Annotated in this window: 7 protein-coding genes and 2 pseudogenes; 4 read left to right on the forward strand and 5 right to left on the reverse strand. The window is 46.7% G+C overall.

What is annotated here, in order from left to right:
- Positions 1-309: helix-turn-helix domain-containing protein (locus WBA89_RS18800; protein WP_424408729.1), on the reverse strand; the 309-nt coding region annotated here is incomplete at its 3' end.
- A gap of 986 nt (positions 310-1,295) precedes the next feature.
- Between WBA89_RS18800 and purF the strand changes: the two genes are divergently transcribed.
- On the forward strand, positions 1,296-2,762 hold the full coding sequence (gene purF, locus WBA89_RS18805; protein ID WP_424408730.1) for an amidophosphoribosyltransferase: 1,467 nt from the start codon (positions 1,296-1,298) through the stop codon (positions 2,760-2,762).
- 459 nt (positions 2,763-3,221) lie between these two features.
- A complete protein-coding gene (locus tag WBA89_RS18810) occupies positions 3,222-4,307 on the forward strand; it encodes a fatty acid desaturase (RefSeq protein ID WP_424408731.1) in 1,086 nt (361 codons plus the stop codon).
- Positions 4,308-4,609: 302 nt separating this feature from the next.
- Here WBA89_RS18810 and WBA89_RS18815 read toward each other — a convergent pair whose 3' ends face one another.
- The 3 genes and pseudogenes from WBA89_RS18815 to WBA89_RS18825 form a co-directional block, all read right to left on the reverse strand.
- Positions 4,610-5,200: a hypothetical protein gene (locus WBA89_RS18815; RefSeq protein ID WP_424408732.1), complete on the reverse strand. Its 591-nt coding sequence runs from the start codon at positions 5,198-5,200 to the stop codon at positions 4,610-4,612.
- A 237-nt stretch (positions 5,201-5,437) separates the two neighbouring features.
- A complete protein-coding gene (locus tag WBA89_RS18820; RefSeq protein WP_424408733.1) occupies positions 5,438-5,827 on the reverse strand; it encodes a DUF1830 domain-containing protein in 390 nt (129 codons plus the stop codon).
- A 455-nt stretch (positions 5,828-6,282) separates the two neighbouring features.
- A pseudogene (locus WBA89_RS18825) lies at positions 6,283-7,485 on the reverse strand (RNA-guided endonuclease InsQ/TnpB family protein).
- Positions 7,486-7,641: 156 nt separating this feature from the next.
- Here WBA89_RS18825 and WBA89_RS18830 point away from each other — a divergent pair.
- The gene (locus tag WBA89_RS18830) at positions 7,642-9,213 is read left to right on the forward strand and encodes a photosystem II high light acclimation radical SAM protein (protein ID WP_424408734.1); all 1,572 of its coding nucleotides are present in this window, start codon (positions 7,642-7,644) and stop codon (positions 9,211-9,213) included.
- Between the two features lie 343 nt (positions 9,214-9,556).
- Positions 9,557-9,676: pseudogene (locus WBA89_RS18835) on the forward strand (IS1 family transposase); the annotation flags it as partial.
- A 135-nt stretch (positions 9,677-9,811) separates the two neighbouring features.
- Here WBA89_RS18835 and purL read toward each other — a convergent pair.
- Positions 9,812-12,364 (reverse strand): phosphoribosylformylglycinamidine synthase subunit PurL, encoded by a 2,553-nt coding sequence (gene purL, locus WBA89_RS18840; protein WP_424408735.1) that lies wholly within the window; start codon positions 12,362-12,364, stop codon positions 9,812-9,814.
- Between the last annotated feature and the right edge of the window lie 661 nt (positions 12,365-13,025).

Raw genomic sequence — 13,025 nt, forward strand, 5'->3', positions numbered from 1 at the left:
TTTGGGTTGACCCACTTTCTTGCCTTTTCTCTTCCCTTTTAGGGAATCAAAATAGTTTTTGTAAGCAACCTCTAACTGTTTGAGGGATTGTTGCAACGGCACGGACGAAACATCGTTCAACCATGCCTTTTCTTCTGTCTTTTTAGATATAGTTAGAGACTTCGATAGAGTGTTGCGCCCAGGATATTTGCCACATCTACTAACAGCCAAGGCATCGTTCCAAACAACTCTTACACAACCAAACAACTGAGCCAAACTATGGCGTTGTCTATCGGTTGGATAGAATCTGTATTGGAACCTTGCTTTCATTTTTTTTAGCTGTTTTACTACTTTAGTATGCCATACTATTTTAACACAATCAGAAAAATTCAGAAGGAATTAAAGCCGTCCTAGAACGACGGGGTTTTAAACCCATTTCTTTGATAACCAATCGCATCACTTAATTCTCTGCTACCACAATGCTCACTCTTAGTCAGGGGTCACGTCATGTCTCAACCCGTCAACTCCGACTCAGAAGAGTCTTGCTTCTGGGTGGGGAACGCAGAATTAAGACAATTGACAGAAGAATAAGACTCAAATTTTATCTGCTTTGTCCTATCCTTTTCAAAATCAAGCAGGTTTGGTTGAGACAGGTTCTTCGGTTCTTTTCTACTTTCGGCTGGAAGGAGATATAGCCTTTCTCACAAAGATGAGGTGCTCTCGCGGGCATAGGGCATAGGGCCTAAAAGCATCGGGCCTAAAACCATACCTCACCTTTGTGAGAACCGCTGTATTTGTATCGAAGTAGTTTGCGGTAGCGCAAATCTCATAGCGGCGCACCTACAAAATACGACATTACTCAATCCTCGATCGCGCCAAAAATGAGTTTATATGGCCGCACAGATTCCCATGATGATATAGTAGGTCAATTCCCTAAAAAAGTCAAGCTCGATCGCCCTTAAATTCTAATATTTGAAAAATCCCGTCAAGCAAGTTTATAAGTTATTTTGCACGGCGCACGATCGCCGTTCTCTTCAGTCTCGCGCTGTGCGGACGAAAGTTTGACAATCGCCCGATCGCCCGATCGCCCGATCGCCCGCCCCGAATAAATGCTACGATCGCAAATCTGGGCGATCGATACTACAATGCCATTAAACGCCGCATCCCTGCTGTCTGAAATGCTAGACGACTTGGAAATAATGACAGATCCGTGGCAAAATTAAGGCAATGTTAAGTTATGCGGCGCTTTCGCAAACAAGAATTCCCGCTGAAACTGTCCCCCTAACCCACCTTCCCCATTAGGAACCCACCCCTCTATGATTCCCAACCATTCCTTCGAGGCTGACGAGCATTCTAGCAAACCCGACAAGCCAGAGGAAGCTTGCGGCGTTTTCGGTATCTACGCACCGGGTGAAGATGTCGCCAAGTTGACCTACTTCGGTTTGTATGCCTTGCAGCACCGGGGTCAGGAATCAGCAGGAATTGCCACCTTTGAAGATGAAACAGTCCACCTCCACAAAGATATGGGACTGGTTTCCCAAGTCTTTAACGAATCGAATTTAGATCACTTGCCCGGTAACTTAGCCATAGGTCACACTCGCTACTCTACTACGGGATCGTCGCGGGCGATCAACGCTCAACCTGTGGTCGTCCAAACCCGTTTGGGGAAAATTGCCTTAGCACATAACGGAAATCTTGTCAACACTAAAGAATTGCGGCAAGAATTGCTGTCTCGCAACTGCGAGTTTGTCAGCTCGACGGATTCAGAGGCGATCGCCGTGGCGATCGGTTCGGAGGTAGACAAGGGCAAAGACTGGCTGGAAGCAGCAATCAGTGCTTTTGGTATGTGCCGGGGAGCCTTTAGTTTGACGATCGCTACCCCCAAAGGCGTTATGGGAGTCAGAGACCCGCACGGCGTCCGCCCGCTGGTAATTGGCACTCTCCCCACAACTCCGGTACGGTACGTTTTAGCGTCAGAAACTTGCGGCTTAGATATTATCGGCGCTGAATTTTTGCGGGATGTAGAACCGGGGGAATTGGTTTGGATTACAGAGGAAGGTATGGCTTCCTTCCACTGGAGCAAGCAGCAGAAGCGCAAACTTTGCATCTTTGAAATGATCTATTTTGCTCGACCAGACAGCCAGATGGAAGGTGAAAGTTTGTACAGCTACCGACTGCGGCTCGGGCGGACGTTGGCTGCCGAATCTCCCGCTGATGCTGATATAGTCATCGGCGTTCCCGATTCAGGCATCCCGGCGGCGATCGGCTTTTCTCAAGCTTCCGGCATTCCTTACGCCGAAGGATTAATTAAAAATCGCTACGTCGGGCGCACTTTTATTCAACCGACTCAGGCCATGCGGGAGTCAGGAATCCGCATGAAACTCAACCCTCTCAGAGATGTGTTGGACGGAAAGCGGGTAATTATTATCGACGATTCGATCGTGCGCGGCACTACCAGTCGCAAAATAGTTAAAGCTTTGCGGGATGCGGGCGCGACTGCAGTACACATGAGAGTTTCCTCGCCGCCGGTGACTCATCCTTGTTTCTACGGGATAGACACCGACAATCAAGATCAGTTGATTGCTGCTACCAAGTCAGTCGCAGAAATCGCCACTCTCATGGAGGTGGATTCCTTGGCTTTCTTGAGTAGAGACGGAATGCTGAAGGCGACTAACGAAGATCCGAAAAGTTTCTGTTCGGCCTGTTTCACCGGCGATTATCCGATCGAGATTCCAGAAGTGGTAAAACGGTCTAAGCTGATCTTAGAAAAAGCTGCAACCTAGAAGAAGTCAGTTGACGGTTGTCAGTTGACGGTTGACGGTTGTCAGTCAACAGCTAACAATGCCCCATCCCTCCGCTTCGCGCTCGCCCAATTCCCTCCTCTTCCTTCGGCGATAACTTGTTGCCAGAGTGTGTGTAGAAATGTTAAATTAACTTAGCTCTGCCATTGGCGGACTGGAGGTAGTGCCTCCAAAAGTGCGATCTATCTCAGATAAAAGTCGCATTTCGCACTAACAACGGACACAGGATATTTTTTTTTAGATAACAGGGTCGATCGCGCTAAATTTTCCCACACAAGTATTCTACAAGCCAACTTGCTTGAGAATCGCGGGCGGGCTATTCATGCGAACTAAAGAACTTTAGAAACCCTTGCAGAGTAAAAAATATGGCTCCTTCCGAGCCCAAAGTGAAAGTTAAAAGGCGAAATGCGGTTTCTCAAGTCAGCTTAAATCGGAAACTTCGTGCAATCAAATACTCTTCTCAATCCGCCGAGCGACAAAAGCTCATCCTCCCGTACAAAAGAGTTACCTTTTACTCTTGGCGATGTTAAAGCAGCCATTCCAGCTCACTGTTTTGAACCCTCGACAGGGAAATCTCTGGCTTATTTCTTTTTAGATATTGGCATCATCGCAGGTTTATACGCGATCGCCTACAGCCTCGATTCCTGGTGGTTTTATCCAATCTTTTGGTTGATGCAGGGAACCATGTTTTGGGCGTTGTTTGTAGTAGGCCACGACTGCGGGCACGGTTCATTTTCTAAGAAAAAATGGCTGAACAACCTGATCGGACACCTCTCCCACGCACCCATTCTCGTACCCTTCCACGGTTGGCGGATCAGCCACAGAACCCACCACGCAAATACAGGCAGCTTGGATAACGATGAAAGCTGGTATCCAGTGTCGGAAAGCAAATACAATCAAATGCCCTGGTATGAGAAGCTGGGACGCTTTTATTTGATGTTATTTGCCTATCCAATTTATCTGTTTCGCCGATCGCCCGATCGGGTAGGTTCTCACTTCATGCCCGGTAGCCCGATTTTCCGTCCTTCCGAAAAATGGGATGTGTTGACGAGTTCCGCATCCTTGGTACTGATGGTAGGCTTTTTAGGCGCATTAACCTACCAATTTGGTTGGTTGTTTTTACTCAAATTCTACCTAGTGCCCTACGTAATCTTCGTAATGTGGCTGGATTTGGTAACATTCCTGCACCACACAGAAGCCGATATTCCTTGGTATCGCGGAGATGACTGGTATTTCTTGAAAGGTGCGCTATCTACGATCGATCGCGATTACGGATTCATCAACTCCATCCATCACGACATCGGCACCCACGTCGCCCACCACATTTTCTCGACAATGCCGCACTATCACTTGAAGGAAGCAACAGAAGCCATCAAGCCATTGTTGGGCGATTATTATCGCAAATCAACCGATCCAATTTGGAAGAGCTTTATTCGCTCTTACTGGGATTGTCATTTTGTCTCCGATACAGGTTCAGGGGTTTACTACGAATCGCCTAACTCTCGGAAATCTGCTGAAATTAAGTAACTTCTAATCAACAATAGAAAACCTAAAAACCCGGCTTCTTAAATAAACCGGGTTTTTTATTCATAACATTTGAGCTACATATTTGGGGCGGGCTAGAAGCCCACCCCACAAGAACTGTAAGAATTTTAACAAGACCAAATTAATATTTTTTACCTAATCTTGTCCCCTGAAATGAACACAATCAAACAGCTTTGTAAGTTTTTGCCAATTTAATTTGTCTGCTTCTTTTTGTGACCAATCTTGTGGGGTGGGCTAGAAGCCCGCCCCCAAAGGTACAAACTCAATAAACAACAGAGATAATATTACAAATTACCTTTGAACCCGATCGCAGTTACAATCGTCCACGCATCCACCAACAGCAGCAGCAGAGTACATCCCAACAAAATCAGATACATCCAAGGCTGCGATAAAGGGCGAACATCCCTAGTATCAATACCCGTTTTTGCTTCCACCAAACCGACTAATTTACCAAATCCAGCCACCCGCATCGGTAGCAGATAACCTTCGCCCCCATGACTCAGAAAATAGTAAACCAAGCCTCCTTGACCGGTCGATCGAGGTTTGAGAGCCTTCACCTCAGTCCAAGGTAGCGACCAACCCCTGCGAAACACGCGCGGAAACCACTTCGGATAGGTAACTTCAATCCCCTCCTCGCTGAGAATTACCCGTTCGCTGAGGACACCGTAGAGGCCCGCTGCGCCGACAATAATTGCCGCCCAGAGTGCGGTCGGAGGAATCGGTGCTTGCGTTACTTCCGACAAAAACGGCAAGGGAATTGTGAGGGCTGCGTACAAGCTCAACAGCGTGATTCTAATCAGGGGAGAAAGCCGGAATACAGCCGGCTCAAATACTGGGGCGGAAGATGGGGAAAGGGCGATCGGTTCGGCTGACATAACTGAAGTTCTAGAAGCTATTTAATGCTATTTTTGCACAGTTGTCGGTCTCGCGAACCAAACTCAAGCAAATATGAAAAATCGGACAATATTTGCAGTTTTGAGTTGATATGTAAAATTCATTTCAGAAACTTTGGTTCTTAAGTATTGAGTTTTTACCGCTTTGCAGAAGTTGGAATTTTGAGCGCGGAGTTATCAATTCACCGACAATTTATAACTCAAAACTCACAACTTCTATTAATCAACGGCGGTTAGTGCCGGTACTGTCAAAGGTTCTGAGATTTCTCGGGATTTGGGGCGGGCGGCGGTTGCTGCGCGATCGCCAGCAGCATCACCTGGGGATCTGTTAGAATTGACGTTTGAATACGGGCCTTCGTTAATCTGCAAGCGATCGCAAGGAATTGTATCCGACAAAATTGCACTCGCCATCATCCCGGTGTGAATTTCCAACGCTGCGGCGGACATCGCTTCAAACACCAAACGCTGTCCGGGAAACACCACTCGTTCAAAATACCAGTTAGGAATGTTGGAGATGCGAGCAATCTGAATCAGACTGGTGGCGTTGACGTAGCAGCACAGAATCTTGCTGTCGGTGTCTGAGGGTAGTGGGTCAAGAATTTGAGCCATAACTGCTGAGGGAGCCTTGCCTAAAATTTTTAGTTATCTTCTTAGGCTAACACTAGGCGATCCCGGCTACTGTAAAGCGGACTACCAACTCCAACGATTTGAGATATGAGATTTGAGATTTGAGATTGGGGAATGACTTACCGAATCTGGATTTGGAGCTTGCTTAGAGTTGCATTTTTTGTCTTAAAGCGTATCAATAACATACCGGAGACCGATCGCCCTAAAATTTCTATTTACCCAGAAAAATACCTAACTGTTGACTCTCATCTGGGATTTTCCGTCAAAATCCGCTGTATTTGCTTCAATATTCGCTTTTTTCGGCTGCTGTCGCCGACCGACACTCGCAAACTCAGCCTTAAACCAATGGGGAAAATTTTCAAATATTTAATATTAAATTGCTAAAATTAGAGATATTTTGACATCCTCCCCGACCTAAAGGACGGGGATTCCCAGAATCACTTCTGAGGATTCCTCTTTCCACGACTCGGCTTACTTGGAGGAATTTCTTCACCCAAGCAGAGGTCGATGTCTCCAGAGGCGTTTAACGTTCCCGTGTGCCCCACGGTACGAAGTGCAAGTTCAAGTATGTTTCGAGCTGCATTCCAGTCTCGGTCTAAAACCAACCCGCAATGATGACATTTATGAGTTCTTGTGCTCAACGACTTCTTAACAACTTCCCCACAGTTGGAACAATTCTGGCTGCTGTAGTGGGGAGGAACGGCAACCGTTACCACTCCAAACACCTTGCCGAAATACTCCAACCAGTTTCCGAAAGCCGACCAAGCTGCGTCACTAATAGATTTAGACAGCTTCCGGTTCTTAACCATGTTCCGCACCATCAAGTCGACCTAGGCAACCAAGTCGTTAGACTGGATGACGCATCTTGCCAACTTCACGGCAAAATCTTGACGCTGCCTACTTACCTTGAGGTGCTTTCTGCTCAACCGGTTTTGACTCTTGGCTCTATTTTTCGAGCCTTTTTGAGTTCGAGAAAGTCTTCGACCAAGGCGCTTGAGGGCTTTCTCAGACTTTCTGAGGTGGCGGGGATTTTCAATCGCCTGCCCGTCAGAATCGGTGTAGAAGTGAGTCAACCCCACATCCAATCCGACTGTTTTGCCTGTTGGTTCTCTTTTCTCAACTCTCTCAACATCAAGGCAAAACTGAACGTAGTACCCATCGGCACGACGCACAACCCGAACTCTCTTAATCTGCTTCAACTGATAGAAATGCAAATCACGGGTTCCCCACATCTTAAAACTTCCGACTTTGAAACCATCGGTGAAAGTGATAGTTCGTCTATCTTCCGACAGCTTCCAGCCACAGGTTTTGTATTCTATAGAACCGTGTGTTTGATGTTTTTTAAAGCGTGGGAAACCTTTCTTCGCTGCTTTCTTCTTGCAGTTGTCGTAGAATCGAGCGATGGAACTCCAAGCCCTTTCAGCAGAAGCTTGACGAGCCATAGAGTTGAGCTTGTTTGCCCAAGGAAACTCATGAGCGAGAACTTTGCAATAAGCACTCAGATCGTATCGCCCAATTCCCTTGTTGTCCATCCAGTATTTGATGCAAGAATTGCGGATAAAACGAGCGGTACGAATAGCTTCATCAAGCCTTTCATACTGTTGCTTTTCTCCCTCAAGTTTTGCCTCAAATACCAGCATTTTACGTCGTATGTAGTATAAATAACTCTAGCATGAATACAGGATTAAGAAAAGCCGTCCTAAAGGAGCGGGGCTTTAGACCCAGTTTTTTGGTAAAGTTATATTAAAAGAATATTAACCGTAGCTGAAAAACTTCCACTTTAGGATATAGCAATCATGGAAAACCGAGTTCTGTACGTTCGCCTCCCTTGCAACCCAATTTTCCCGATCGGAGTAGTGTACCTTTCCGATAGCGTACACAAGCTGTTTCCCGATGTCCAACAGCGCATTTTTGACCTAGGCGCAGTACCGCCCCTCGACTACGCTAAAGGTTTGGATGCGATCGTCGATGAGTTTCAACCAACGCTGTTAGTTTTCTCTTGGCGGGACATTCAAATTTACGCGCCCGTGGGCGGTAGGGGCGGGAATCCCTTACAAAATGCCTTCGAGTTTTACTACGCCAAAAATCCGCTGACAAAATTCCGGGGAGCACTCGGAGGATTGCGTTTGGCCGCGTCCTACTACACCGAACTGTGGCGCAATCTGGGACTAATTAAGCGCGGATTGAAGCGGGCCCGGAAATACCGCCCGGAAGCCCGTGCAGTGGTCGGTGGCGGTGCTGTGAGCGTGTTTTACGAGCAGTTGGGGCGCAGCTTGCCGGCCGGGACTGTGGTTTCGGTGGGCGAAGGCGAAGCTTTGCTGGAGAAGTTGATTAAAGGCGAAGATTTGGCGCAGGAAAGATGTTATGTAGTAGGAGAAACTGTGCCGCGCGATCGGCTAATTCACGAAAAGCCAGCCAACATCGAGAAAACCGCCTGCGATTACAACTACATCGAAACCATTTGGCCGGAATTTTCCTATTATTTACAGGATATGGACTTCTACCTCGGAGTCCAAACTAAGCGCGGCTGTCCCCACAATTGCTGTTACTGCATTTATACGGTGATTGAAGGAAAACAAGTGCGGATCAATCCGGCGGATGAGGTGGTGGCGGAGATGCGCCAATTGTACGATCGAGGTATCCGCAATTTCTGGTTTACCGACGCTCAATTTATCCCGGCGCGCAAATTCATCGACGATGCGATCGAATTATTGCAAAAAATCATCCTCTCCGGCATGACAGACATCCACTGGGCTGCTTACATCCGTGCGGACAATCTCACACCCGAATTGTGCGATTTGATGGTAAAAACGGGCATGAACTACTTTGAAATCGGCATCACCAGCGGTTCCCAGGAACTGGTTAGGAAAATGCGGATGGGCTACAACTTGCGAGTAGTTTTGGAAAATTGCCGCGATTTAAAAGCAGCCGGTTACAACGATGTAGTTTCCGTCAATTACTCATTTAACGTCATTGATGAAACCTTTGAAACCATCCGACAAACAATTGCCTATCACCGAGAATTAGAGCGGATTTTCGGAGTCGATAAAGTAGAACCAGCTATTTTCTTTATTGGGTTGCAGCCGCACACAATTTTAGAAGAATACGCCTTTAAAAAGGATATTCTCAAACCGGATTATGACCCGATGAGTTTGATGCCTTGGACAGCGCGCAAATTGCTGTGGAATCCCGAACCTTTGGGTTCATTTTTCGGGCAAGTTTGTTTAGAAGCTTGGCAGCGAAATTCCAATGATTTCGGCCGCGAAGTGATGGCAATTCTGGAGGAAAAACTCGGCTGTGCGGATTTGGAAGAAGCTTTGACTGCACCAGTGGAAGTCAAAGACAAACAGTTAGCAGCAGTCAATTAACTGCCAGGTTCGCAGTCAGGAAAACCGTCCTTAAAAAAAGGGGAAATGGGAGGAAAGATGTATCTTCAGTTTCCCTTTTTATTATTCAATAAATAGGTAAGTATCGAAAAATTAATAACTTAAACACCTCCTACAGTCTTCTCTCCTGTAAGTTGTTAGAAAGAAGGAGGCTCTTCCTCCGCACCTGCATTACCAGGCTCTTCCTGGTAACGAGCAACGAACGAGCAATTAGTGTAATACCATTTTTCTAAAGATGTGGTATGGATGAAGTCTTAGCCCCCCCGAAATCGCGGGGGGGTTGGGGGGTTGGGGGGGTAATATCTAGCGCTACTTTATGACAATACTCCGACAACGGGTGTCTCGTTTGGTACGAAAGACCTTATCTTTTTCCAAGTCGTTAAATAATCACATCGGTGCGATTTGGTATTTTATCCATCATTACAATTTGTCATTACTTGTTTAGGACTACCCGGTTTATAATCGCGGGTTTATGAAGAAATTCAACCCGCTTTCGTCGGGTTTCGTCTGTGTAGACGCGGTTTATAACCGCCGGGTTTCTAATCGGCGGGTTTCTAACCTCCGGGTTTATAAACAACAATCAAACAGATCCAATTCGACGCTCGATCGCATTATAGAACCGATCGCCCATATCACCCATCCCAACCTCAATCAACGCTTGATTGTCAGCAGTCACAACCCGCAAAGGCGATTCCGCCCCCCCAACTAAACCGATTTTCTGCCACATTTCGGTCAAATGTTCTTGCAGGTAAGCTTCCCAAACTTCTTGATTTTTCGGTGCGACGGAAACAATAATGCAGTTGCCCATTTCACCAAACAAAATTTCATCCCAGCGGCCGACATTTGCCGAATTACAACTGAGATGAATTTCTGCACCCATTTTAGCAGAGATACAGCATTCCGCGAGGGCGATCGCCATTCCACCTTCGGCACAATCGTGAGCAGAAGCTACCCAACCGCTGCGGATGCCATCCCGACAAGCTTTTTGCACTTTTCTTTCCAAATCAAAATCTATTCTTGGCGGTTTTCCAGCGACAATCCCGTGAATTGCCGCTAAATATTCCGAACCTCCCAAAGTAGGAGAAGTTGCGATTTTTGAGCTTTCAGATAAAACTTCGGAGTTTGGGGATGATTCACCAATTCCCAACAGATAAATTAAATCACCTTTTTTGAGCCAAGCTTGACCCGAAATCTTCTTCAAATCGGGAATTAACCCCACCATTCCGATTACCGGAGTCGGATAAATTGGTACAGGATTCCCCCCAGCATCAACAGTTTCATTGTAAAGAGAAACATTGCCACCCGTTACAGGCGTTCCCAACTCCCGACAAGCCTCAGCAATTCCGCGACAAGCTGAGGCTAACTGCCAATATCCGATCGGCTTTTCGGGACTGCCAAAATTCAAATTATCAGTAACTGCGACAGGTTCAGCACCCACACAACTTAAATTTCTTGCTGCTTCCGCTACGACTGCTTTTGCACCTTCATAAGGATCGAGATAAACGTAGCGAGAATTGCAATCAACCGTTGCAGCAACTCCAGGAATCATCCCCAGGGGCGCTTCTTTCTTGCTAAGGGGGGGAGAAATTTTTGGAGTTTCCCTACCTTGTGCCTTTGTAAACAGAGGAATCACCTCTTCTTCCTGTTTGCTTTCGGAAGCTAGAGAAACAGCATTTTCTCTCTGTAAATCCCCCTTAGCAAAGGGGGAGTTTTCCAGACCTTTAGCAAGGGAAGTTTGGCAAGGTTCGAGAGGCCGCAATCTGACAACTGCGGCATCAGCACCTCCCGGCAAAACAACAGTATTGTTTTGCACTTGATGGTCGTATTGGCGATAAACCCAGCGTTTAGAAGCGATGGTGGGAGTATCTAAAAGCGTCAGCAAAATCTGATTCCAAGTTTGGAAATTACCGTTAATTTTGATGCCTGTAACTGTGGATTCTGGCAGCGAATCCGCCGTCCATTCCCATGCTTTTTTAGCATATTCTGGCGGTTCTGTCAACAGTTCGCGGTGATAAATTGGGGTGTTATCTGCTAAAGCAGTGGCGGTAATTTCGGCAGCGATTTCGCCTTTAAAGAGAATTCGGACGATCGGCTCTTCGATCACTGTCCCCGCCACTACGGCGTGCAATCCCCAGCGGTGAAAAATATCGATTAATTCCTGTTCCCGTCCTTTTTGTGCTACGAACAACATCCGTTCTTGCGATTCCGAAAGCAGGTATTCGTAGGGAACCATGCCGCTTTCTCGCACCGGAACTTTGTCTAGATCGAATTCAATTCCAACGCCGCCTTTGGCTGCCATTTCTGATGTCGAGCAAGTAATTCCGGCCGCGCCCATATCTTGGGCGGCGACGACTGCACCGGTTTTGAATGCTTCTAAACAAGCTTCAATTAAGGATTTCTCTAAAAACGGATCTCCTACTTGGACGGCGGGGCGATCGTCCATTGATTTGTCGGTCAATTCTGCACTGGCAAAACTCGCTCCTCCCATGCCATCTCGCCCGGTAGTTGAACCGACGTAAAGCACGGGATTTCCGATTCCCGATGCGCCGGATTTAACTATTTCTTGAGTTTCCATTAAACCCAAGGCCATGACGTTAACTAAGGGGTTGCCGGAATAGGCTTCATCGAAGTAAACTTCACCGCCAACTGTGGGTACGCCGATGCAGTTTCCGTAGTGACTGATTCCCGATACTACGCCTTTGAACAATCTCTGAGTTTTGCTATCATCTAAGTTGCCGAAACGTAGGGAGTTTAAAAGTGCGATCGGGCGAGCACCCATTGTGAAGATATCGCGGAGAATGCCACCTACTCCTGTTGCTGCGCCTTGGAATGGTTCGACTGCAGACGGGTGGTTGTGAGATTCTATTTTGAAGGCAAGTTGCAAACCGTCTCCCAAGTCTACGACACCGGCATTTTCTCCCGGCCCGACCAGAATCCGATCGCCCTCTGTGGGAAACTGTTTTAATAGCGGTCGCGAATTTTTGTAACAGCAGTGTTCGCTCCACATCACGCCGAACATTCCCAATTCAGCTTTGTTGGGATGGCGGCCGAGGCGCTGAACGATTTCTTCGTATTCTTCGGGTTTGAGTCTTTCGGCGGCAATTTGTTCGGGAGAAAATGGGAGGTTTGGCATAATAATTGCGATCGTTTTGTAGATTTTACATCCCAATTAGGGATTCTTTAAATCAGAACTTAGGCATCAAGATCGAAAAAACCGGGTTTTTGATTTAATCTGCGGGTGGGAAGGCATTTTTTTGGTAAAAAACCCGGTTTACGATCGCCCGTGAGTCCAAGACTGTTAATGCTTATTTTTAGGAGGGGGAGTTTTTTGTTGATAAAAGCATTCAGATTTTAAGTTCTAGCATAGATTGAGGAGGCTGCATTTTTGTCAACTTAATCTCAAAGATCCTACCAGTTTCTTGTGACTCCGATTAGCTCGCAACGGACGCGATCGATTATACAGGAAAATTGAAAATTTACCAAATATCGGATAATAATTGACATATATCTTGTTTTCTGCTAAAGCAACCGCGCCCAACGGTTAAGATGTTCTTAATTCCTCAAACCCTGGTCGAAGATTCCCTCTTCCCTCTTCCTGATGACGTTGGACGTTCGATGGGCGAGGACAGCAAAACATGACTAATGACTAATGACTAATGACTAATGACTTCTTCCTTCTTCCCTCTTCCTTCTTCCCTCTTCCCTCTTCCTGATGACGTTGGACGTTCGATGGGCGAGGACAGCAAAACATGACTAATGACTAATGACTAATGACTAATGACTTCTTCCTTCTT

This window comes from Microcoleus sp., assembly GCF_049646505.1.
Classification (GTDB): domain Bacteria; phylum Cyanobacteriota; class Cyanobacteriia; order Cyanobacteriales; family Microcoleaceae; genus Microcoleus.

Coding starts and splice junctions, on each gene's coding strand:
- WBA89_RS18830 (WP_424408734.1), top strand. CDS start 7,642: ATGGAAAACCGAGTTCTGTACGTTCGCCTCCCTTGCAACCCAATTTTC.
- purL (WP_424408735.1), bottom strand. CDS start 12,364: ATGCCAAACCTCCCATTTTCTCCCGAACAAATTGCCGCCGAAAGACTC.
- purF (WP_424408730.1), top strand. CDS start 1,296: ATGATTCCCAACCATTCCTTCGAGGCTGACGAGCATTCTAGCAAACCC.
- WBA89_RS18815 (WP_424408732.1), bottom strand. CDS start 5,200: ATGTCAGCCGAACCGATCGCCCTTTCCCCATCTTCCGCCCCAGTATTT.
- WBA89_RS18820 (WP_424408733.1), bottom strand. CDS start 5,827: ATGGCTCAAATTCTTGACCCACTACCCTCAGACACCGACAGCAAGATT.